General features: G+C 63.8%; 21 protein-coding genes and 1 pseudogene. 10 read left to right on the top strand and 12 right to left on the bottom strand.

Annotated features, from left to right (window positions below; all coding sequences use genetic code 11):
• Nucleotides 1–40: 40 nt before the first annotated feature.
• Together IVB54_RS19330 and IVB54_RS19325 are read right to left on the bottom strand one after the other, a co-directional pair.
• Nucleotides 41–991: pseudogene (locus tag IVB54_RS19330) on the bottom strand (cytochrome D1 domain-containing protein); the annotation flags it as partial.
• Nucleotides 992–993: 2 nt separating this feature from the next.
• Entirely contained in the window at nucleotides 994–1,575 is a 582-nt protein-coding gene (locus tag IVB54_RS19325) for an SRPBCC family protein (RefSeq protein ID WP_018458001.1), read from the bottom strand.
• Nucleotides 1,576–2,738: 1,163 nt separating this feature from the next.
• Between IVB54_RS19325 and IVB54_RS19320 the strand changes: the two genes are divergently transcribed.
• Nucleotides 2,739–4,811: a DUF1217 domain-containing protein gene (locus IVB54_RS19320; RefSeq protein WP_247777450.1), complete on the top strand. Its 2,073-nt coding sequence runs from the start codon at nucleotides 2,739–2,741 to the stop codon at nucleotides 4,809–4,811.
• Between the two features lie 16 nt (nucleotides 4,812–4,827).
• Here the strand turns inward: IVB54_RS19320 and IVB54_RS19315 are convergent, their stop codons facing one another.
• Both IVB54_RS19315 and IVB54_RS19310 read right to left on the bottom strand, forming a co-directional pair.
• A complete protein-coding gene (locus IVB54_RS19315) occupies nucleotides 4,828–5,688 on the bottom strand; it encodes a DUF296 domain-containing protein (protein ID WP_247336733.1) in 861 nt (286 codons plus the stop codon).
• A 9-nt stretch (nucleotides 5,689–5,697) separates the two neighbouring features.
• The gene (locus IVB54_RS19310; protein WP_247336735.1) at nucleotides 5,698–7,305 is read right to left on the bottom strand and encodes an acyl-CoA synthetase; all 1,608 of its coding nucleotides are present in this window, start codon (nucleotides 7,303–7,305) and stop codon (nucleotides 5,698–5,700) included.
• 179 nt (nucleotides 7,306–7,484) lie between these two features.
• On the opposite strand from IVB54_RS19310, the gene IVB54_RS19305 reads away from it, so the two are divergent.
• Both IVB54_RS19305 and IVB54_RS19300 read left to right on the top strand, forming a co-directional pair.
• Nucleotides 7,485–7,841, top strand: a complete 357-nt coding sequence (locus IVB54_RS19305; protein WP_018458005.1) for a hypothetical protein — start codon at nucleotides 7,485–7,487, stop codon at nucleotides 7,839–7,841.
• Nucleotides 7,842–8,089: 248 nt separating this feature from the next.
• The gene (locus IVB54_RS19300) at nucleotides 8,090–8,365 is read left to right on the top strand and encodes a GNAT family N-acetyltransferase (protein WP_018458006.1); all 276 of its coding nucleotides are present in this window, start codon (nucleotides 8,090–8,092) and stop codon (nucleotides 8,363–8,365) included.
• Between the two features lie 53 nt (nucleotides 8,366–8,418).
• On the opposite strand, the gene IVB54_RS19295 is transcribed toward IVB54_RS19300, so the two are convergent.
• On the bottom strand, nucleotides 8,419–8,802 hold the full coding sequence (locus tag IVB54_RS19295) for a DUF3597 domain-containing protein (protein ID WP_026233480.1): 384 nt from the start codon (nucleotides 8,800–8,802) through the stop codon (nucleotides 8,419–8,421).
• 334 nt (nucleotides 8,803–9,136) lie between these two features.
• Between IVB54_RS19295 and IVB54_RS19290 the strand changes: the two genes are divergently transcribed.
• Entirely contained in the window at nucleotides 9,137–10,045 is a 909-nt protein-coding gene (locus IVB54_RS19290) for a DUF2189 domain-containing protein (protein ID WP_026233481.1), read from the top strand.
• Between the two features lie 130 nt (nucleotides 10,046–10,175).
• Nucleotides 10,176–11,000 carry a lytic murein transglycosylase gene (locus tag IVB54_RS19285; protein WP_247777449.1) on the top strand — a complete coding sequence of 275 codons (825 nt, stop codon included), beginning with the start codon at nucleotides 10,176–10,178 and terminating at the stop codon, nucleotides 10,998–11,000.
• A gap of 76 nt (nucleotides 11,001–11,076) precedes the next feature.
• On the opposite strand, the gene IVB54_RS19280 is transcribed toward IVB54_RS19285, so the two are convergent.
• Nucleotides 11,077–11,403: a hypothetical protein gene (locus IVB54_RS19280; protein WP_018458010.1), complete on the bottom strand. Its 327-nt coding sequence runs from the start codon at nucleotides 11,401–11,403 to the stop codon at nucleotides 11,077–11,079.
• Between the two features lie 617 nt (nucleotides 11,404–12,020).
• On the opposite strand from IVB54_RS19280, the gene IVB54_RS19275 reads away from it, so the two are divergent.
• The 5 genes from IVB54_RS19275 (at nucleotide 12,021) to IVB54_RS19255 (ending at nucleotide 16,749) form a co-directional block, all read left to right on the top strand.
• Nucleotides 12,021–12,173, top strand: a complete 153-nt coding sequence (locus IVB54_RS19275; RefSeq protein WP_018458011.1) for a DUF1127 domain-containing protein — start codon at nucleotides 12,021–12,023, stop codon at nucleotides 12,171–12,173.
• 126 nt (nucleotides 12,174–12,299) lie between these two features.
• Complete coding sequence (gene trmFO / locus IVB54_RS19270; protein WP_247336741.1) at nucleotides 12,300–13,727, top strand: methylenetetrahydrofolate--tRNA-(uracil(54)-C(5))-methyltransferase (FADH(2)-oxidizing) TrmFO; 1,428 nt, start codon at nucleotides 12,300–12,302, stop codon at nucleotides 13,725–13,727.
• Nucleotides 13,728–13,734: 7 nt separating this feature from the next.
• Nucleotides 13,735–14,829, top strand: a complete 1,095-nt coding sequence (locus tag IVB54_RS19265) for a serine/threonine protein kinase (RefSeq protein WP_026233483.1) — start codon at nucleotides 13,735–13,737, stop codon at nucleotides 14,827–14,829.
• A 105-nt stretch (nucleotides 14,830–14,934) separates the two neighbouring features.
• Nucleotides 14,935–15,492, top strand: coding sequence for a CAP domain-containing protein (locus IVB54_RS19260; protein WP_039800294.1), 558 nt, complete (start codon nucleotides 14,935–14,937; stop codon nucleotides 15,490–15,492).
• 78 nt (nucleotides 15,493–15,570) lie between these two features.
• The gene (locus IVB54_RS19255; protein WP_018458015.1) at nucleotides 15,571–16,749 is read left to right on the top strand and encodes an aminotransferase class V-fold PLP-dependent enzyme; all 1,179 of its coding nucleotides are present in this window, start codon (nucleotides 15,571–15,573) and stop codon (nucleotides 16,747–16,749) included.
• A gap of 16 nt (nucleotides 16,750–16,765) precedes the next feature.
• On the opposite strand, the gene IVB54_RS19250 is transcribed toward IVB54_RS19255, so the two are convergent.
• Genes IVB54_RS19250 through yajC form a run of 6 tightly spaced genes read right to left on the bottom strand, consistent with a single transcriptional unit; the run spans nucleotide 16,766 to nucleotide 22,419 of the window.
• Complete coding sequence (locus IVB54_RS19250; protein ID WP_018458016.1) at nucleotides 16,766–18,010, bottom strand: threonine ammonia-lyase; 1,245 nt, start codon at nucleotides 18,008–18,010, stop codon at nucleotides 16,766–16,768.
• Nucleotides 18,011–18,055: 45 nt separating this feature from the next.
• Nucleotides 18,056–18,919, bottom strand: a complete 864-nt coding sequence (locus tag IVB54_RS19245; protein WP_018458017.1) for a phytoene/squalene synthase family protein — start codon at nucleotides 18,917–18,919, stop codon at nucleotides 18,056–18,058.
• Entirely contained in the window at nucleotides 18,916–19,299 is a 384-nt protein-coding gene (locus IVB54_RS19240; protein ID WP_018458018.1) for an Mth938-like domain-containing protein, read from the bottom strand. The genes IVB54_RS19245 and IVB54_RS19240 overlap by 4 nt, the downstream gene beginning before the upstream one ends.
• Before the next feature lie 60 nt (nucleotides 19,300–19,359).
• Complete coding sequence (secF, locus tag IVB54_RS19235) at nucleotides 19,360–20,379, bottom strand: protein translocase subunit SecF (RefSeq protein ID WP_018458019.1); 1,020 nt, start codon at nucleotides 20,377–20,379, stop codon at nucleotides 19,360–19,362.
• A gap of 10 nt (nucleotides 20,380–20,389) precedes the next feature.
• Entirely contained in the window at nucleotides 20,390–21,994 is a 1,605-nt protein-coding gene (secD, locus tag IVB54_RS19230; protein WP_018458020.1) for a protein translocase subunit SecD, read from the bottom strand.
• A 59-nt stretch (nucleotides 21,995–22,053) separates the two neighbouring features.
• Nucleotides 22,054–22,419, bottom strand: a complete 366-nt coding sequence (gene yajC / locus IVB54_RS19225; protein ID WP_007610701.1) for a preprotein translocase subunit YajC — start codon at nucleotides 22,417–22,419, stop codon at nucleotides 22,054–22,056.
• Nucleotides 22,420–22,583: the final 164 nt, after the last annotated feature.

Raw genomic sequence — 22,583 nt, 5'->3', positions numbered from 1 at the left:
TCCCGCATGTCGCTCCGCTCACGCGGGCTACACGCCCCTGCTCCGTCCTGCGCAAGAATGCCCCAAACGCGCGCGGGCCGTCGCCGGTATTGACCTCGCCGATCAGCTTCAGCTCGACCGCATCGATGATATCGAGCGTGTTGCTTTCCCAGCAGGCGACGATAATGCGCTTGCCGTCGGCAGTCGCGGCAATGCCTTCGGGATAATCGCCGACATTGATGCGCTTGAGCGGCTTCAAGGTCGCCAGATCGAACACGCTGACAGTGCCGCCATACTGATCGGTGACGAAGCCGCGGCCCTGCGCCAACGCCACCGCATAAGGGCGCATCCCGACCTGCACGCGGCCGGTCTCGGCCCCAGTGGCGATGTCGATCACGGAGACGTCGTTGGAGCCGACATTGGCGGTGTAGGCGCGCTTGCCCTCGGCATCGATGGTGACGCTGAACGGACGGGTGCCGACCTTGATGGTCGTCGTGCGCTGGCGCGTCGCGGTGTCGACCACCGACACACTGTCGTCGTCGCGGTCGGCCGAGAGCAGCAGCTTGCCATCCGGCGTTACCGCGAGCCCCGATGGCGAGGCGCCGACCGCAATGCTGGCCGTGACGCTGCGCGAGGCCGCGTCGATCACCCGCACCGCCGCCGCATACCAGTCCGCGACATAGACGGTGCGGCCATCCGGCGCGACGGCAATGCCGAGCGGCCCGCCGCCGACCTCGATCCGCGCCGCAACCTGCCGCGTTGCTGCGTCCACCACCGTCACGGCTTTGGCATCCGGGCTCGTGACATAGGCAAAACGTCCGTCCGCGCTGACGGCGACGCCGGCCGGCTTGCCGCCGATCGGGATGGTCGCGACGCTGCGCGCCGTGGCGAGGTCCACGACCATCAGATCGTCGCTGAGCTGGTTGGTGACGAATGCCTCTTCGGCGAACACATGCGCGATGCCGGCCAGGCAAAAGCTGGCGGCGAGCGCCGCCAGGACCAGCGCCCGCACCGTCAGCTTCCGCTCTCGATCTTCTTCTTGAGTGCCTCGAGGCCCGCCTGGTACAGCCCCTTCACCGCCTTGACCGCGGCCTCGTCACTCAGCTCCGGCGGCGGCTCGTTGTTGGGAAAGCCACGATAGAACGCGCCGGCCCATTCCAGCGTCGAGCCCTTGCCGTCAGCGCTCGGCGTCACCGTCAATGTCGAGGAATAATTGGTGACCGGCAGCACCTTCACGTCCACATTGGTGATCCGGTAGGAATAGCTCATCGCGGCGGCGTCAAACTTGTAGAGCTCCTCGTCGACGGTCGCGCCTCCCGTCAGCGTCAGCTTGCGCGTCGCGCCGATCTCGTTGCCCTTCTCGCCCTCGGTCTTGGTGACAGGTGGCAGCCAGCTCATGTCCTGGAAATTGCCCATTGCGGCCCACACCTTGGCCGGGGCGGCGTTGATCTCGATGGATTCGCGCACCTTCTGACGGGTCGGCCCGTGGGCCCAGGCCGATGTCGAAACCGGGCCAAACGCCGCCGTCAAAGCCACCGCGCCCGCGGCAATCAGCACCGCGGCCAGGACCGTGCGCCGTCCAATCGTCACCCTCATCTCGTTTCCTCATACGTGTCGGTGATCATGCGCGACTTGAAGCGCGCTGGAATCATGGTAGCGCATTTTGCGGCCGCGGGGAGACCCGTTCGTGGCCGCGTTGCGGCGGGGCTCGCGCGCCCCACAACCCCTTGCCGCCCCGGCGGGCAAAACACCAATAAGCGGGTCAATCACGGCGCTTAAAAATATTTCTCTTTATCCGCATTTCGGATTATCATATAAAGAGCCATCCCAACCCGGCCGAGGGGCGGATCGCGATCGTCACGAACGCGGGATGGGACGTGGTGGACGTGGGCCACACCGGCGCGAAGGCTTCGCAGGGCGGGCAACCGTGAGCGAAAGTGTCGCGCACACGACCGGTGCAGCCTGCGTACGGCAAAATCGTGTGGTCCTGGCGCCCGGGGTCTGTGCGCCAAGTCTTGCGGTGATGCGTGCGGGCCGACCGGGCCGCAGCGTCAGCCATCCGCAAGGCGACGGGGGCAATAGTGCATCGCTCCCCGGGGAGATCACGACATAAGCCGTAAAACCACTGCGCAGGGAAGGCCGTGTGTTGGGCTTCACCTGTATGCCGCTGTGCAGCCTCTCGTAGCGCAACCTTCGCACAGTGGACCGTGGGTGCCAGCCGGCACCCGGCCTTCCCTGCGCCCTCGGCATTTTGGGGGCAAAGAATGCCGCAAAGCTCGGGCCGCACAGGCCGCGAGAATGCGAAACCGCGCGTATCACGCGAATAGCAATGCCAGATGACTTCGGGCTCTCGTGCCCCGGACGCGGCGCAGCGCCCCTTCGGCGATGCGCCGCAGAGCCGTGACCCATCCTGCGGCAGAATGCACGGCTTCTGGATCCCGGCTCAACGCCACACCGCCGTAAGCGCGTTTACGCGCGTCTTCGACGCGCTATGGCGCTGCGTCGCGTTCGGGACGAGAGCCATTCCGATCGATCTCTTGATCGGGACATATCCGGAACGCAACCCTCACGAAAGCTGTATCTGAGAAACATGCAGCAACAAAACCCGATATGCCTCGCGAGGGCAAACTTGAATCTGGGATCGCGGTCCGAAAATGGCCTTGGAGAACCTGGCTCTGAGACAGTTTGCCGGCATGAGGCCAGCCCCACCTCGCGACCCCGCAATGATTGACGGACGTCCGGGACCGTAGGAGTGCGCGATGGTATCAACGTATTTCAGTTACAGCTACATCACGCGCAATCTCAAGCAGTCCCTGACGCGGGTCGAACAGCAACAGGACGTAGCGCGAGAGGTCGCCTATTACAAAGCCCACATCGGCAACGTGAAGTCCGTCGACGACTTCATGAAAGACTATCGCCTTTATCATTATGCAACGAAGGCGTATGGCCTGGAAGACATGGCCTACGCCAAGGCCTTCATGAAAAAGGTGCTGGAGAGCGACCTCTCCGACGCAAACAGCTTTGTCAACAAGCTGGTCGACAAGCGTTACCGTGAGTTCGCCGCCGCGTTTTCCTTCAATGGCAGTGCCACGCCGGTGGCGCAATCGGAGAACCAGACCGACGAGATGATTGGTCTGTACACGGCGACCAGGAAAAGCCAGGTCGATGCACTTGCCGGCGATTCGAATTACTACAGCGCCGAAATCGGTAACATCAGCAGTGCAGACCAGCTCCTGAACAACGACCGTCTTCGCAACTATGTCTATTCGGCGTACGGGATCGATCAAAGCAAGTGGTCGCGTGACACCATAAGCCAGGTCTTGCGCAGCGATCCATCCGATCCCAACAGCTACGTCAACACCACTTTCGCTTCTCAGCTAAGTGGCCTCAACGCCGACCTTGCTCAGGCCCGATCGGATGTCACCGCGGCCAATTCAAGGATCGCCGACTACACCGCCCAACTATCGCAACCGGGCGCGAACGTGACCCAGTTGAACGTCCAGATTCTGGTCGAAAAGCATCATTTGGAGTCATATGCGAGCAGCATTTCCAGCCTTAGCGAGCAGATAGGGACGATTGGCGGGTTCGTCGACCTGGCCGGTGCGTTCGAGTTTTCCTCCGACGGGTCGCTTCCGTCAGGTGTGTCGGCGCAGACTGCTGCAAATGTCACGATCACGAAACAGAAGTTCGACGACAGCAAGTCCGCCGTCTATTCGGCGGCGAGCCCGTTGAACGAAGCTTTTGCAATCAGGCAATTTAGAACTGCCATCCTCAAGATCAATTCAGTCCAGGCGTTCGTATCGACACCGGGCGTGTATGAATTTGCGCTGGGAGCTGTCGGCCTCGAGCCCGCGAACGTCTCGCCGGCGACTGTCAAGGCCGTGCTCGAAAGCGACATCAACGACCCCAAAAGCTACGTCTATACCCTCAAGGACAATCGATATTTGGAGCTGGCACGCGCCTTCAACTTCGACGCAAAAGGCAATCTGACCACCCCCTTGGTGGCTCAGGACTCGGCTGAAGTCCTCCAGATCGCCAAGGACTACGTCATTGGAGCGGTGAAGAGCGCCAGCACGGCGACTCCCCAGCAGCAGGCCGCAGTTCGGGCACAGGCCACGAAGGATGCGTCGGAATATCAGCAGGCCATCGCCGGCATCGACAGTGTTTCCGATCTTCTCGCAAACAGGCCGATGGTCGATTTCATTCTCTTGGCCAAGGGTCTGGATCCCAGGAAGGTCAGCACCGAATTTCTCAAGAAGATCTTCAGCTCCGACCTGAACGATCCAAAGAGCTTCGCGAACACCGAGAGCGATCCTCGCTTTGCCGAAATCGTGGCGTCGTTCAATTTCGACAGTAAAGGCAACGTCGCGCGTCTTCCGATGATGGGTCCGCAAAAGCGGGATCAGTTTCGGGAAACACAAGCGAACTATGTCGAGCAAAGCCTGGAGCAGCAGCAGGGCGATGCCAATCCCGGCGTGCGCCTTGCGCTCTATTTCCAGCGAAAGGCGGGGGACATCACGTCCGCATACGACATCCTTGCCGACAAGGCTCTTTCGGAGGTGTTCAGGACCACTTTCGATTTGCCTGACTCGATGGCGGCGATGCCGATCGATCAGCAGGCCAAGTTCGTAGACAGATTCATGAAGATCAAGGATCTGTCCGATCCCGCGAAGGTGACAAAGCTGTTGAGCCGTTTCTCCGCCATGTATGACATCAGAAACAGCCAGAGCACCGGCCAGGGTCAATCCCCCCTGCTCAACCTGTTTCAGGGATCCAGTTCGGGGATCAGTGACTCCACATACTTGGCCATCGCCAAGCTGCGCACCCGCTGATGATCGCTCGCCGATACTAGCCCAACACCTCGAGCACCAGCTCCATGGTCATCAGCACGGGATTGTCGCCACGAATCAGACGGCCCTCCGCTATGCCGCCAGTGTAGTCGATCAGGGCGACATCGAGTGCGGCTTCGAGGGCGCCGGAGGAGCCGGCCGCAATCGCGCCGCCGGTTACCGCAAGCTCGGTCGCGAAGGGCTCAGTCACGCCGCCATGGGTGAAGCGCGCCCCAATGGTCGAGCCGACACCGCCATGGATCCTCGCGCGCGCGATGCCTTGCGCGCGGCAGAAGTCTTCGAGACAGCCCGCGAAATCCTGATTGGGGCGCAGCCGCAGCGCGAAAGCGCGGCTGGTCGTGCGTGCGCCGGTGCTCGCAGCCGCCACGGGCCCGAACAGCTTGAAATTGGTCTCGCGATCTGGCTCTGCGGCGAACATCGCACCATCGATGCCGAAGGCCTCGACCTCGAACGGCTCGGCGACATCGGTCACGTCCGGCAGCATGTGGCCACCACCGGCGCGGCCATCGGCCTCCGTCCACAGCCCATGGCAATGAAAGAACGGGGCGCCATTGTGCATGCCCAGCGTCATGCTGCCGAGCCTGGTGCGCGTCACGCCGCTTGGCCGGAATGTGTCGCTATAAAACGCGGCATTCTCGCTGGTCTTCGACAGCGCCGGCATGACATAGCCGAACGGCCCGAGCGCGCCGCGCCCGAAGCTGAGCACGCCGCCGGCGAATCCCTCCGCGGCGAAACCGCGGCGCGCCGCCTCCAGCAGCGGCAGACCTGCTTGAAGCGTGAAGGAGAAAGCGCGTCCCCTCGCCTCCGCCCATTGGATGCGCTCGGCGACCGGCGCGCCGGGCTGCTTGATGCTGCGCATGACCTTCGCTCAGCCCGCCCGTGTCTTGTCGAGATCGAGCAGCCCGCGCGCCTCGAGCTCGTCGCGAACCATCCGTTTGGGAACCTTGCCGTAGCCGGATTTCGGCAAGGCCTCCCAAAAGAAGAACCGCTTCGGCATCTTGTAGCGGGGGACCTTGGGGCCGAGGAATGCCGCCATCTCCGCTTCGCTCACCGGCTTCGCGCCTTCGCGGGCGACGCAGACGGCAACGCCGACCTCGCCCCAGGTCGCATCGGGTACGCCGAGCACCGCGACCTCGCCGACGCAAGGATGGGTCAGAATCTTCTCCTCGATTTCGCGCGGATAGATGTTGGAGCCGCCGGAGATGTACATGTCGGAGGCTCGTCCCGTGATGTAGACGAACCCCTCCTCGTCCATGTGGCCGAGATCGCCAGTGCGGAACCAGCCGTTGCGGAAAGCCTTCGCATTGGCTTCGGGATTGTCATAGTAGCCGGCCAGCACCGCGGGGCCGATTACGCAGATCTCGCCGCTCTGGTTGGCGCCGAGTTCACGGCCCTCGTCGTCCTGGATCGAGACCTGCATGCCGGTACGCTCGAAGCCACAGGTGCCGATCTTCGCGTGCGGCCCGTCCTCGGGGTCATGCAGCGCTGCCGGCAGCACGGTGATGTTGCCGGTCACCTCGCCGAGGCCGAAATACTGCACGATCACCTTGCCGAGCTTCCTCAGCGCAGCCTTCTGGTCCTCGCGATACATCGGCGCACCCGCATAGATCACATGGCGCAGCGAGGAATGATCGTATTTGTCGGCGGCGGGATGCTCGACCATCATCTTCAGAATGGTCGGCACCACGAAGAGATTGCTGACGCGATGCGCCTCGATCAGGCGGAACGCCTCGTCAATGTCGAATTTCTCCGTCGGCAGCAGCACGGTGCACACGCCGCGCGCGGTCTGCACCAGCTGATGCACGCCGGCGCCATGCGACAGCGGCGCCACCACCAGCGAGGCATCTGCTTCGGTGACGCCGGGCGTAAGATCGGCGAGATGGTTGGTGACGACAAAACCCATCTGACCGTGGGTGAGCACCGCAGCCTTGGAGCGGCCGGTGGTGCCCGATGTAAAGAAGAACCAGCAGGGATCGTCGTGCTCGACTGCGACGTTCTCGACCACCGTGCCGGCGCGCGACGCGACGGCATCCGCAACCGACGTCTCGGCAAACGGCGCCCGACCGTCGATGCTCCAGGTGAATTCCAGCGCGCCACCGCTTACGGCCGCGGCGTGCTCGGGAAAATCGACATGGCACAGAAACGCCTTCGCGCCGGAGGCCTGCGCGAGATAGGCGACCTCGTCCGGCATCAGGCGGAAATTGGTGGGTACCCAGACCGCGCCAAGCCGGAACGCGGCGAACATCGAGAAGAACATCTCATCGCCGTTCTTGGAATGAACGAGGATGCGGTCGCCCTTCGCGATCCCGCGCGCCGCGAGAGCGGCTGCCAGTGCCGAGACCTGCGCATCGATCTCGCGCCAGGTCCAGGATCTGTCGCCCCAGACGAAACCGGGACGCGCCCCATGCCGCCGCGCATTCTGGGTCAGCATGTGAGCGAGATTCATGACGCGGCGGGACATGCGCAGGGGCTGCATCGGGCTTCCTCTTCGGCGGCGGACGGCACGCGAGCCGGCCGCTCATTGCAGCCCATTTATCGCCATCGCCAGGAGCCCTGCAAGGTTGCCGGGCGCAGCGCAGCCCATCCAACCGTTCAGGAAATTTTAAACATGATCGGCGCAACCTCGCTCAGTTCTCGCGTACAGAGTGCCGCATCATGGTCAAAGCGCCCGCCCTCCTCATGTTATCGCTGGCGCTTGCCGGATGTGCCGTGGGCCCACAAGCGCACCTCGCCTCCGATCCTGCCTTCAAGCCCGCGCGCTATGCCTGGGACGGCGCCGGCGAAAATCCCAATCACCCGCGCGCTGCTTCAGAACCAGTGCGCGCGGCCCGATCCGAGCGCAACAGGTCGCAAGCCGCGCTTCAGCCCTATTCAAAGGAATGGTGGCAGGCGAAGGATGGCATCGAGGAGGAACGGGACGCCATGGTCAACCGTTCCCTCGTCATCTGCCAGGGATGCCTGCGCCCGCAGGCGCAGCCGGAGGATTCCAGGCTCGCCAAGGCGACCGATTGAAGCATCCGGGCGATCAGGCCTAGGAAGAGATCCAACGCCGGCGTTGCGAGAAGCGGCGGGGGGCTACAACGCCCCGAGCTTCCATAACGACTCCTGCACCGTCGGCAAGCCCGGCTTCAATTCCAGGCTGAGCGGGACACGCAGTTTCCGGATATCTCCCCTGCGGCAACCACTCTTGCTCGCACCTTGGCAAGGACCGGTTGAGGCGCCTAGATCAGAGGCAAGCAGCATGTCGGAAGGATTTTTGCATGGCGCCGTCGGTACGGGATAACAAGGACAGAAGCCGCTTCGAGCTCGATGTCGGCAGCGAAATCGCCTTCGCCAATTACCGGCTGACGCCGTCGGCGGTGATCATCACCCACACCGAGACGCCGCGCGCGCTGCGCGGCCGCGGCATCGGCTCCGAGCTGGTCAAGGGCGCGCTGGAATTGATCCGGCGCGACGGCAGGAAGGTGATTGCCGGTTGCGGTTTCGTCGTCGATTATCTCGACAGGCATCCGGAAGATGCGGATCTCGTCGCCTGAATGCAAAAGGGCCCGCGCGATCGCGGGCCCTTGGATTGCGACCGGGCGATCGGTCAGTGCTTGATCTCCGGCGGCAGCTTGCCGCCATTGGCGGCGAGCTTGGACATCACCTGCTTGTGCAGCCAGACGTTCATGGTCGCGGAATCGTTAGTGTCGCCGCTGTAGCCGAGCTCCTTGGCGAGGTCCTTGCGCGCAGCGAGGCTGGAATCGATGTCGAGCGCCTTCATCAGATCGACGATCGAGGTGCGCCATTCCAGCTTTTCGCCCTTGTGCGCAGCGGCCGCCGCGTCGACGATCGCGGCAACGTCCACCGTCGCCGCGGATCCGCTCGGCGCGGCCCCTGCGGGCGCGCTGCCCGACGGTGCGCTGCCTGCGGGCGCGGCGGAAGCTGGCTGGCTACCGAAGATCGCGCCCATAATTTTCCCGAAAATGCTCATGTCTGCTCCCCGAAAAGGACCCGCTGGAAGGGCCTTGAGTGGCACTTATAGACCAAGTTGCGTCGTTGCGCCCGCCAAAGTTCCGCGAACAAGCACGCAGCATCAGCTTATCTGCGGCGAAATAACGACCGAATGACACTGTAGAGATTGCACCGCGGCATCGAATCTCACCCAAGCGTGAGGGACAGGACTCGCAAATGGGCGTACGGTTGACGTTCAGTTCGCGATGCCATCCGGAATTCGCGTCTGGTTGGGGATCGCGAAACTCAGAATAGCGGCCGCTTGCGCCGTTGCTGGCGCCAGATGCGGCCGCATGGCAAGGGAGCTAGCGACCATGGCCACACTCTACCCGGGCAATGTCCCGTCCATGGCCCAGACCGCCGAAGCGGCTGGACCGGTGATCCGAACCATCCAACTCTCCGATCTGCAGGATGCGCTCAAGCGCGGCTGGGACGATTTCAAGGCGGTGCCGAGCCACGCCATCATCCTCTGCGTGATCTATCCTGTGCTGGGCCTCGTGCTCGCCCGCGTGGTGATGGGCTATTCAGTGTTGCCGTTGTTGTTCCCACTGGCCGCAGGCTTCGCGCTAATCGGCCCGTTCGCCGCTCTCGGTCTCTACGAGCTCTCCAGCCGGCGCGAGCGCCATGAGGAGGCCAGCGCCTGGGACGCCATGGAGGTGCTGCGTTCGCCCTCGTTCGGCGCCATGCTCGGTCTCGGCGCGCTGCTGCTGGCCCTGTTCGTGACCTGGGTTGCGACCGCGCAGGCAATTTATGTCGCCGCTTTCGGCTATGAAGGCGCATCCGGGATCTCGGATTTTCTGACGCGCGTGCTCACGAGCCGGCAAGGCTGGTGGCTGATCGTGGTCGGCTGCGGCACCGGCTTCCTGTTCGCCCTTGCCGCGCTGTGCATCAGCGCCGTGTCGTTCCCGCTGATGCTTGACCGCCATGCCGGCGCGTTCGAGGCCATGGTGACGTCACTGCGCGTCGTCGCGAAGAACCCGGTGCCGATGGCGGCCTGGGGCCTGATCGTGGCCGTCCTGCTGGCGCTGGGCACCATTCCGGCCTTCCTCGGCCTTGCCGTGGTGGTCCCCGTGCTCGGCCATGCCACCTGGCATCTCTACCGCAAGGTGATCGCGGCCGATCCGGGCGCGCGTCCGGTGCCGCCTCCGCCGCATCGTGCACGCAAGCCGGCCGCCGACTTCCCCGCCAACCTCTTCCCCTGGCGCAATCGGACCGACGCCTGACGATATCGTGACATGCGATCCTGCCCCGGTGCGGGCAGGATCGCGCACTGTCATACGCCTTGCTTTGGCCGCGGTTTCCATCGAGATTGCGCGCGCCGTTCAGATCACTTCACGGAATTTATTTGCTCGAATGACCCCGACGATTTCTCGTCTCGCCCTCGCAGCCTTAGCCATCACCGCGTCCATGCTATCCGCTCAGCCAGCGCTCGCCGCTGTTGCCTGCGGTTCAGGCAATTTCGACGCGTGGCTTGCAGACTTCAAAACGGACGCCGCGGCCAAGGGCGTCTCGCAACAGGCCATTTCCGCCGGGCTCGCCGGTGTGACGCTCGATCAGAACGTGCTCAACCGCGACCGCTCGCAGAAGGTCTTCAGCCAGACCTTCGAGGAGTTTTCCGGCCGCATGGTGCCGCCGCGCCTGACGCGCGGCTCCAACATGATGAAGCAATACGGCTCGGTGCTGTCGCGTATCGAGCAGACCTACGGCGTGCCTGGCGAGGTGCTGGTCGCGATCTGGGGTCTCGAGACCGATTTCGGCGTCAATACCGGCAAGTTCGCGACCATCCGCTCACTGGCGACGCTGGCCTATGACTGCCGGCGCTCCGAGCAGTTTCGCGCCGAGCTGTTGGATGCGCTCCGCATTGTCCAGCGCGGCGACCTCGCACCGGCCGACATGAAGGGCGCCTGGGCCGGCGAGCTCGGACAGACCCAGTTCATGCCGTCGTCATGGATGAAATACGCCGTCGATTTCGACGGCAATGGTAAGCGCGATCTCCTGCACAACGCCCCTGACGTGCTCGCCTCCACCGCGAACTATCTTGCCGGTTATGGCTGGCAGAAGGGTAAGGATTGGCAGCCGGGCAGTCCGAATTTCGCGGTGCTGCAGCAGTGGAACAAGAGCGAGGTCTACTCGAAGACCGTCGCCTATTTCGCCACCCAGCTCGCGCGCGCCCCTTAGATGAGATGCTTGCAGGACAAAAGCGTAGGGCCGATCGCTCGGCGACCGGCCCTCTCCTAATGCGTTCCTGAAGTTCCTATTTGCCCATGGTGGCGTGCATCGCTTTGTTCAGATGCGCGCCGCACGCACCCATTTTGCCGTTGAGCAGCGAGTCCTGCGCGGCCGCGATCTCCTTCTGCGCGACGAACTTGCCGTCACCATCGGCCATGTTTTCGATCGCGGTCTCTGTCTTCTCCAGATTGGCCGAGCTGCAGCCGCCGGCGGCGTGCTTGGCGGCCTGGGCCGGCGTGACGGCGAACGCAACGGCGGCAATTGCGATAACCCCGAGTAACTTCGTCATGACGTTACCTTCCTTCTCTTGTTCTTGGGCCAGAGCCAGCGACATTGCCGGAATCTGCGACATCACCTTCCTCCGGGCGCGGCAACTTGACGCAATGAATTCCCCGCGAGAATTGCGTGATGTTGCGCGGCGCGCAGAGCTGCATGCAAAATTTCTGATTTTCATTACACGCTTGTAATCAACGCCACACGTTCAGCGTGTGTGCACTGCGAGCGGGGACGGTTGTGGCTAACCAAGCGGGATAGTCCTGACTCGCCGCCCTTCGTCATGTGGATCCGCTGCAACCAGGCGAATCGCTGGCGAGAGTTGGCAAAAGTGTACGCACGCGCCAACTAATGAGTATCAATTCATTAGAATCATGCGATTCTCGCATGTGAGACTTGGTTATAGAAGCTAGTCGATCCGCTTGCGGACAAGAGCAAAGCGACTTATTTCGCTCCGAACGGAACCGACTAGCCCATAGCAAATCCGTGAATTCACGGGACTTCAGACCTGTGCTCCCTGTTCCGCCTACCCTTTGGGCGGGAGTGCTTTCGGGTTAATCGTCCGTTACCAGCGCCATGCACTCAGCGCTTAGCTGCATCGCAGCATCGGAACTTTCGCACTGCACCACTCTCACCTATATTCATTTCAACGATGAGGCTCGGGCAAGAGCTGAATCGAACTACAGGAGATTACCAATGCTGCTCTCGCTCATCCGCATGATCCAAGCTTTCCGGGACTATCAGCGCAATGTTGCCGAGCTGTCCCAGCTCAGCGATCGCGAGCTTTCCGATATCGGCCTCGATCGCTCGGACATCCCGCGCGTTGCCGCCGGTCAGTATCAGGGCTGATATCGTTCAGCCCTGAACCGGACGGACCGATAGCGCCCGCCTCGTGCGGGCGTTGTCGCATCCGGAGGCAGAAAACTCGATCTCGGCGATTCCACTGATCGCCGAAAAGCGCTACCTGTCCGCCCCATGACAGGACCCCAATCAAATACCGTGCACGTGATCGGCGCAGGCCTTGCCGGCTCCGAAGCCGCCTGGCAGGTGGCCGAATTCGGCGTGCCCGTGGTGCTGCACGAGATGCGGCCGACCCGCATGACCGAGGCACACCGCACCGATGGGCTTGCCGAGCTCGTCTGCTCCAATTCGTTCCGCTCGGACGATGCCGCCAACAACGCCGTCGGCCTGCTGCATGCCGAGATGCGCCGCCTCGATTCGCTGATCATGCGCGCAGCCGACGCCAACCAGGTACCCGCTGGCGGCGCGCTGGCGGTGGACCGCGACGGCTTCTCGGCGGCCGTCACCAAGGCGCTGAACGATCATCCGCTGATCGAGATCGCCCGCGGTGAGGTCGCAGGCCTGCCGCCGGCCGAGTGGAGCAACGTCATCGTTGCGACCGGCCCCCTCACTTCGGCGCCGCTGGCCGATGCGATCCGCGAGTTGACCGACGAGAACGCCCTCGCCTTCTTCGACGCGATCGCGCCGATCGTGCACCGCGAATCCATCGACATGTCGGTGGCCTGGTTTCAGTCACGCTACGACAAGGTCGGTCCCGGCGGCACCGGCGCCGACTACATCAACTGCCCGATGACAAAGGAGCAGTATGACGGCTTCGTCGCAGCGCTGGTCGCCGGCGAGAAGACCGAGTTCAAGGAATGGGAGACCAACACGCCCTATTTCGACGGCTGTCTGCCAATCGAGGTCATGGCGGAACGCGGCCCCGAGACTCTCCGCCATGGACCGATGAAGCCGGTCGGCCTCACCAATCCGCACGATCCCACCACCAAGGCCTACGCGATCGTGCAGCTGCGCCAGGACAACAAGCTCGGCACGCTCTACAACATCGTCGGCTTCCAGACGAAACTGAAATACAGCGAGCAGCAGCGCATCTTCCGCACCATTCCGGGGCTGGAGAAGGCCGAATTTGCTCGCCTCGGCGGCCTGCATCGCAACACCTTTCTCAACTCGCCAAAGCTGCTCGACGGCCAATTGCGCCTGCGCGCGCAGCCGCGGCTGCGCTTTGCCGGCCAGATGACGGGCTGCGAGGGCTATGTGGAATCCGCCAGCGTCGGCCTGATTGCCGGTCTCTATGCGGCAGCGGAGGTGCGCGGCGAGACGCTTGCGAGTCCGCCGGTCACGACTGCGCTCGGATCCCTGCTCGGCCACATCACCGGCGGCCATATCGAGACCATCGAGCCCGGCACGCGCTCGTTCCAGCCGATGAACATCAATTTCGGCCTGTTCCCGCCGCTCGCCAGCGCGCCGACGAAGAAGCCCGACGGAAGCCGGCTGCGCGGGAACGAGAAGACGGTGGCCAAAAAGCAGGCGATGAGCGCGCTGGCGCTCGCCGATCTCGATCGCTGGATCGCCGATCACCTGCGCATTGCCGCCGCGGCGTGAGTTTTCGATGAACCTTCCCAAAGACGACGCCGCAACACTCTCGGCGCGCTGGACCGAGGGCGTGCTGCTCAAGCGCGACGTGTTCTCGACCGTCGAGCGCGGCCGATTCCGCGACGATGACGGCGAGGTCGACGCGGTGCTGCGCCGCCTCGACGAGGTGCCGTGGTGGTCATTCCTTTTGGCGCGCCACCTGTTCGCCCGCGAGAAGCATGCGCTGGCACTCGCTAAGGGACTCGATGTCGGCCCGGAGCTGCTGTGGGCCGGACGCCGCGCGCTGGTGCGCAGCTTCGTCGATGGTGTCGCACTGCATCTGGCGAAACCGCATGGCGACCTCGCCTATTTTCGCTCGGCGAAGGCCGCGCTGCGACGGCTGCGCCGCGCCGGAATCTGCCACAACGATCTTGCCAAGGAACAGAACTGGCTGGTCGGCCGCGACGGTCGCGCCTATGTGACCGACTTCCAGCTCGCCGCCTGCTTCGACCGTCGCGGCCGGCTTTACCGGATCCTGGCCTATGAAGATCTCCGGCATCTGCTCAAGCACAAGCGATCCTACGCGCCCGAGGCGCTGACGCCGCGCGAGCGCAAGATCCTGGCGAAGAAGTCGTTCGCCGCCAGCCTCTGGCTCGCCACCGGCAAGAAGGTCTATCGGGCAATCACCCGCGGCCTGTTCAACTTCACCGACCGTGAAGGCGGCGGCCGAAGGCTCGTCAACGACGCGCCGGTGCTGGCAGAATTGATCCGCAAGAACCCCGCCGTGCGCGACACCGCCATCGTCGCCTTTGCCGACCGCCGCTCCGGTGTCGGCCTCTATGCCTTCGTCGAAGCCGATCAGGCCGCGCTCGAAGGCCAATTGCGCATCGAGCTCACCGCTGCCAAGGGGCCAAAGCCGCCGGAACACATCCAGGTCGTGCACGCACTGCCACGCAATCCGGACGGCAAGCCGCGCACGGAGATCCTGCAACTGGTCGCCATGAACCAGCTCGACCTGATCGAGCCGATGATGAAGAACGACCAGGACCGTGCTTTCCTCAAGGACATCCTGGAGCAGCGCAAGAACCTGCGCGACCGCTTCAATTTCGAGGCCGACCTGCCGGCGAGCTAACGTGGATCACGCCTTGAAGCGTCCACATTGGCGATAGAGAAGCGATCCGATAATTCGAACTTGGTGGGGGGACTTGGCGGGGTCATGGGCACTCGGGGGTACATGATGCATCGTGTGGTTGGCGGCCTGATCGCTAGCCTTCTGCTGCTCGCCACCACGTCCGCAATGGCCGAGTCCCCCGCCGAGCTGATCTCGAGCTTCCGCCTCAAGCATGGTGAGGTCCGCGTCGTCCGCGATTCGACCCTCGACCGCATCGCCATGGACCAGGCGCGCGCGATGGCGACGAAGGACGACCTCAGTCACGACGCCCTCGGCCCGTTCAACCGCCGGGTCGCACCGGCCGGCGCAGGCCGCGCCGCCGAGAACATCGCCTACGGCTACGACAATTTCGAGAAGACCCTCGGACAGTGGATCGACTCGTCGGGACACCGCAAGAATCTGCTGCTGCACAACGCTTCCCGCGTCGGGATCGCGAGCGCGAAAAACGCTAGCGGCAAGCGCACCTATTGGGCAATGGTGATCGCCGGCGACTACGAGCCGAAGGGCAAAGGCAAAGGCAAGAAAGACGGGGAGCCGCTGGTTGCGGTGAAGCGCGAGGCTGCGCCCGCCAGCAAGCCAAAATCCGGCGGCTGCCACATCAAGCTGCTCGGCCTTTGCATCTGAGACCAAGCTTGGCCATCTTGTTCGCATCCCTCGACGCGTTTAATCCATGCATGAGGATCGCGAGACGCGGAGGCATGGATGATGGATATCGACCGAATTCGTCGCGACACCCCGGCTGCCTCTCGGCTCGCCTATCTCCACAACGCGGGCGCAGCGCTGATGCCGGCGTCGGTTGTTGCGGCGATGAAGGAACACATCGATCTGGAGAGCGAGATCGGAGGCTATGCCGCCGCCGACCGCGAGGCGCGCCGACTTGAATCCGTTTACGGCTCGGTCGCCCGCCTCCTGAACGCCGCGCCCGATGAGATCGCCCTCATGGAGAACGCGACGGTTGCCTGGCAGATGGCTTTCTACGCGCTTCCATTCAGCAAGGGCGACCGGATCCTGACCGCCGAGGCGGAGTACGCGGCCAACTATGTCGCCTTTCTTCAGGTCGCCAACCGAACAGGCGTCGCGATCGACGTCGTGCCGAGCGATGCCAGCGGCGAGCTCGACGTCGACGCGCTCGAACGCATGATCGATGAGCGCGTGAAGCTGATTGCGATCACCTGGGTTCCGACCAATGGCGGGCTGGTCAATCCGGCTGCAGCCGTCGGCAAGATAGCGCGGGCGCACGGCATCCCCTATCTGCTCGACGCCTGCCAGGCAGTCGGACAGATGGTGGTCGACGTCGAGGCCATCGGCTGTGACATGTTGTCGGGGACCGGGCGTAAATTCCTCCGCGGCCCGCGCGGCACCGGCTTTCTCTACGTCGGCCGAAAAATGCTGCAGCGGCTCGAACCGCCAATGATCGATCACTTCGCCGCACCCTGGGTCTCCCGGGACGCTTTTCGGCTGCGTGACGACGCGCGCCGTTTTGAGACCTGGGAGAACAACTACGCAGCCCGGCTTGGGCTCGGCGCGGCTGTCGATTATGCCCTCGATGTCGGGATCGGCCCGATCGAGCGGCGTTGCCGCATGCTGGCGGACCGCCTCCGGGGCGGCCTTGCATCCATTCGCGGCATCAGAGTTCGCGACCTCGGACGCGCTCCGGGAGCCATCGTCAGCTTCACGGTGGAAGGGTACGAGGCGGAAGCGGTCGTCAGCGACGCGGCCGCAGCCGGCATCACGATCGGTGCCTCAGATCCGTCGAGCACGCGCATCGATGCCGAAATCCGCTCGCTGCCGCCGGTGGTGCGCGCCTCCCCGCACTACTACAATACGGACGCGGAGATCGATCGGCTGATCGTCCATTTGGCGGGTTTGACGCGGCGATAGCGGCGATCATGCACGCTCAGGTACAGCGCGCACTCAATCCGGATGCGCCAAGCTTCGCCATGACCTCGTCGAGATGGGCGCTGTCGCGGGTTTCAATCACCAATTGCAGCAACGTCGCCTTGGCCGGAAGATCCGAGAACGTGCGCTGGTGCGAGACCTCGATGATGTTGGCGCCGGCCTCGGCCAGCAGTGCCGCGACCGCAGCCAATTGGCCGGGCCTGTCGGGAATGTCGAGCGACAATTGGGTGAGCCGCCCCTCGCGCGCCAACTCGCGGGTCAGGACCGATGCGATCAGACGTGTGTCAATATTGCCCCCGCTCAGCACCAGCCCGACCTTCTGACCGGCGAAACGGGACGGGTCGGACATCAGCGCGGCGAGGCCAGCGGCACCGGCGCCTTCGACGACCGTCTTCTCGATCGAGATCAGGGTCGCCACCGCGCGCTCGAGCTCGGCTTCGTTGACGAGCGCAATGTCGTCGACAAGGCGGCGGACGATTTCGGTCGTGATCTTGCCGGGCGACTTCACCGCGATGCCTTCCGCGAGTGTGTCGCCACGTGCCGGCAAATTGCCGTCATGGATGGCATTGTACATCGAGGGGTAGAGCCAGGCCTCGACGCCGAGGATCCGCAGCGACGGCTTGATCGATTTCGCGGCAATGGCGATCCCGCTGATCAGGCCACCGCCGCCGATCGGGACGACCAGCGTATCGAGCTCCGGCACGGCCTCAAGTATTTCCAGCCCGACCGTGCCCTGCCCTGCGATGACAAGCGGATCGTCATAGGGATGGACGAAGATCATGCCATGGACTTCGCCGTGGCTGCGCGCATACGCGGCCGCCTCCTCCAGCGTGGCGCCCGTCACCACCACCTCGGCGCCGTGATGCCTGGTGTTCTCGACCTTCACCATGGGCGTGCCGACCGGCATGACGATAGTGGCGGGAATGCCGAGCCGCTTGGCGTGATAGGCGACGCCCTGCGCGTGGTTACCCGCCGACATCGCGACGACGCCCCGCGCGCGCTCCTCCGGCGTCAGCGCCTTGAGGCGGTTGAGCGCGCCGCGCTCCTTGAACGAGGACGTGAACTGGAGGTTCTCGAATTTCAGCCAGATGTCGCAGCCGCAGATATTGCTCAGCGTGCGGCTGTAGCTACAGGGCGTCTCGACGACGGCGCCGCGGATCGTCTCGGCGGCGGCATGGATGTCGGCCGGTACGACCGGAAGGCCGCCCAGATCGGAAGATATGGTTTGGGACAACTCAGCCATAGGACAGCATAGAGCATTTGCCCGGCTCCGGCGATAAGCCAACCGCTATTTGGTAAATTCCCGCGAACGTGAAGCCCGCCACAGCGTCCACAGCGTACGCAGCCGCGATGACGGTTGCGGCGTAAATGGATTGCGCCCGGGTTGCGACAGGCGCTTGAGGTCGGCCCGCGCTTGTCCGAGCGGAAGGAACGTTGGACGCACTGATGCCGGCACCTCCACCAGCAGCGACAAGGCCGTCGTCAAATGTTGCTGCGCCTCGCCCGAGAGTTGGCCCAGCGCGGCGCGCAAGTTTGGCGTCTCCTTTCCGGCGAACACGTCTTCCACGTCGCAATCGTGGCTCGCCAGCACCTGCTGCGGCAGGAACAATTGCCGGCGCGCCGCATCGCGCGGCAGATTGGCGATGACCTGTACGATGCCCTGCGCCAGCCCGGCATGGCGGGCGAGATGCTCGGCCGCCGCCGACGGTGGTCCCATGATCCGGGCGGCGAGATCGAACAGCGCCGATGAGGTCGCCGCGAGGTAGCCCTCCAGCGCCGCCATTGTTGGCATTGGGTCGTTGTAGAGATCGAATTGATGCTCGTCGGCGAGCAGCGACAGCGGCTCGACCGGCAGGTCGAAATCACGGATTGCGCGGAGCAGCTCCGCCGCCACCGGATTGCCCTCGGCACTGCCATGGACTTGGCCCGACAGCATGTCGGTCCACCATTGCAGGCGGATTTCACCGGGCAAGGGCTGGCTCACCTGATCGCGGACGCGGACGATCTCGACATTGAAGGCATAGAGCGCCAGCAGCCCGCGGCGCTCGGCAGCGGGCGCGAACAGGGTCGCGGCATAGTGCGGAAAGTCGTGGCTGCGCACGAGGTCAGCACAGAACGCAGCAGAATCCGGCGGCGGCGCGGAGCCACTCATGGCACGGCGATCAGCGCGGCCGCGACGCGCCGCCGTTCGCCCATCATGATGTTGTAGGTACGCACGGCGGGACCGGTCTGCATCGCATCCAGCACCACCCTCGCCGCTTTGAGCGCCTGGCGCAGTTCCGGCGGCGGCAGCCAGACCCCGGTTCCGGTGCCGACCAGGAGCGTGTCGATGCTGTTGGCAGACTTGAAGACTCGATCCAGCGAATAGCGGTCGATCTTTGCAGGGTCCGTTATGTCCCAGGCCCAGATCGCGTCGGGCAGGCAAAGCAGCGATCCCCGATGCGACATCCCGGCAAAGGCAAAGCCGCCCTTGCCATAGGCTTCGATCGGCGCCGAGCGGGGGAAATGCGGTGCGTTGGGATCGCCGGCCATGAGCTTCGTCCGAATGAGCTTACTGCCCTCCCAAACTCCTGCGAGGGCATGCGGTTCGGATCATGCCTTGCTTTTCTTCGCCGGCGTAGCCTTATCGACCGCATCCTCGCGATGCTCGCCGACGCCGAGATAGATCAGGATCGGGGCCGCAATGAAGATCGAGGTATAGGTGCCGACCAGCACCACGCCGAACATCATGACCGCGGTGAAGCTGTGGATGGCATGGCCGCCGAACAGCAGCAGGGCCAGCAGCGCCAGCGTCACAGTGAAATGGGTGATGATCGAGCGCGACAGCGTCGAGTTGATTGATTCGTTGAGGAGCTGCGGCATCGGCATCTTCTTGTAGCGCCGCAGCATTTCACGGATGCGGTCGTAGATGACGACGGTGTCGTTGAGCGAATAGCCCAAAATCGTCAGAAGCGCCGCGATGCTGGTCAGGTCGAAATCGACCTGACTGATCGACATGAACCCGATCGTGAGCACGATGTCGTGCACGTTGGCGATCATGGCGCCAAGCGCGAACTGCCACTCGAATCGGAACCAGAGGTAGATCAGGATCGAGACGATCGCCAGCATCAGGCCGAGCATGCCGTAGGCGAGCAATTCGCCCGATACGCGCGGTCCCACCACCTCGACGCGGCGATAGTCGACGGAATCGCCAAGCGCGGTGCGGACCTTCTGCACGGCCTCCTGCTGGGCGGCGTCGCCGCCCGGCTGCTCCGCGACACGGATCAGGACATCGGCGGGGCCGCCGAATTGCTGCAACTGGACTTCGCCCAGACGCAGGGCATCCAACGTCGTACGCATCGCCGCAATATCGGCGGTGCCGGACTTGGCCTGCACCTCCAGTAGGGTGCCGCCGCGGAAGTCGATGCCGAAATTCAGTCCATGGGTGAAGAACAGCGTGATCGCGACGATCGACAACGCCGCCGAGATCGGGAAGCTGATCCGGCGAAAACGCGTGAAGTCGAAATGGGTATCGTCGGGGACGATGCGCAGCGACGGCAGCCAGCCGAATGCCGCAACCACGGTGAGAATGGCAATGAGGACGCCGAGCCCGATGAGAACAGTGTGATTCACGATCAGGCTCCTAGATCGGCACGCTCTGCGGCCGCTTCCACCGCACCCACCAGGCCACGATCAGCCGGGTCAGGGTGAAAGCGGTGAACACCGTGGTGATGATGCCGATTCCGAGCGTCACGGCGAAGCCGCGCACCGGACCGGTACCGATGTAGAACAGCACCGCGGCGGCAATAAAAGTGGTGATGTTGGAATCGAGGATGGTCGCAAGCGCCCGCTTGAAGCCGGCGTCGATCGCCGAGATCGCGTTGCGGCCGCCACGCAACTCCTCGCGGATGCGCTCGTAGATCAGCACGTTGGAATCGACCGCGATACCGACGGTGAGCACGATGCCCGCGATGCCCGGCAGCGTCAGCGTGGCGTTGAGAAGCGACAACAGGCCGAAGATCATGGCGACGTTGATGGCCACCGCGATGTTGGCGAACACGCCGAACAGCCGGTAGGTCAAGAGCATGAAGATGATGACCAAGATCGAGCCGACATAGGCGGCGAGCTCGCCCTTTTCGATCGAGTCCTGGCCGAGGCCCGGACCGACGGTGCGCTCCTCGACCACCGTGAGCGGTGCCGGCAGCGCGCCGGCGCGCAGCAGGATCGCGAGATCGTTGGCCGATTGCACCGTGAAACTGCCCGAGATCTGGCCTTGTCCGCCGGTGATGGGCTCGCGGATCACGGGAGCCGAGATGACCTTGTTGTCGAGCACGATCGCAAAAGGCAGCCCGACGTTCTCTTGCGTGGCCTGCGAGAACTTGCGCGCGCCCGACGTATTGAACTTGAAACTCACGACGGGTTCGCTGGTGCGCTGGTCGAAGCTCGCTTGGGCATCGGTCAGGTCGCCGCCGGCGACCAGCACCTGCTTCTTGACCACATAGGGTGTGGGCGGCGGTGACGCGCTCATCAGAAGCTCGGATTCCGGCGGCAAACGTCCTTGCTGCGCCTGATCGGGCGGCACCGACGTATCGACCATGCGGAATTCCATCTTCGCGGTCTTGCCCAGCAATTCCTTCAGACGAGTCGGGTCCTGGAGGCCGGGGACCTGCACCAGGATGCGGTCGTTACCCTGGCGCTGGATGACAGGCTCGACGGTGCCGAGCTCGTTGACGCGGCGTTCGACGATCTGGATCGACTGCTCGATCGTCTTGCGCATGCGGTCGAGCATCGCGGCCTGCGGGATGGTAAGGCGGATCACGCCACCGCCGGCGTCAGTCACATCCAGGTCGCGCTGACCGCTGGATCCGACCAGTCCTCCCAGCGGCTGGGACAGCTCGCGCAGCTTGGCGAGCGCAGGCTGCAGATCGGATTCCTTGGTGATCCGAACCTCGGCCGCGTCGTTGCGCACGGTGACGCCGCCGGTGAAGCCGATCTTGGCATCGCGCAGCGTCCGGCGAACGTCGTCGCGGACCTGGTCGAGCCGCTCCTTCTTCACATAGTTGCCGTCGACCTCGAGCAGCAGATAGGAGCCGCCTTGAAGATCGAGGCCGAGCACGAGCCGACGCTGCGCCCAGGCGGGCCAGGTCTTGACCTGCGCTTCGGGGAAGAAGTTCGGGACCGCGCAGAGGCACACGATCAGCGCCGTCAGGATAATCCCGAGCGCCTTCCACCGCGTGAAATACAACATCGACTGGACCTGTCAGATCAGGAGATTTGCAGGAAAACTTGAGAGACTCGCGGAAGCACTCACTTCGACGCGGCGTCTTCCTTGGCGCTTTCCTTGGATTCCTTGGCCGGCTCGCCCTTGGCGCGTACGCCGGAGACCATCGAGCGCATCTGCCGCACGCGCACGCCATCGGCGATCTCGAACTCGATCTGGTCGTCGTCGACGACCTTGGTGACCTTGCCGACGAGACCGCCCGAGGTCACGACGGTGTCGCCGCGGCGGATGTTCTTCACCAGGTCGGCGTGGTCACGGACCTTCTTCTGCTGCGGACGCAGAATCAGGAAGTACATGATCACGAAGATCAGGGCGAACGGCAGCAGCGACATCAACATGCCGCTGGTGTCGCCGGCGCCCGCAGCCTGGGCATACGCAGGGGTAATCAGCATTCGGACGATCCTCGTGAGAACGGGGGAAAACCGGTCAGGCCCAAATGGCGACCGGTTCGGTCAAATTCGCGCGGACTATAGCGGCCATTGCCCCAATTGCAACGCTGCCAGACCGCCCTTTTAGCCACCTTGCGGCGCGCGCACAGGCCCGATAAGGCTGCATT

The sequence above is a fragment of the Bradyrhizobium sp. CW1 genome, from assembly GCF_023100665.1.
GTDB classification, from domain to species: Bacteria; Pseudomonadota; Alphaproteobacteria; order Rhizobiales; family Xanthobacteraceae; genus Bradyrhizobium; species Bradyrhizobium canariense_D.
This window is presented reverse-complemented; position numbering and strand designations above follow the sequence as displayed.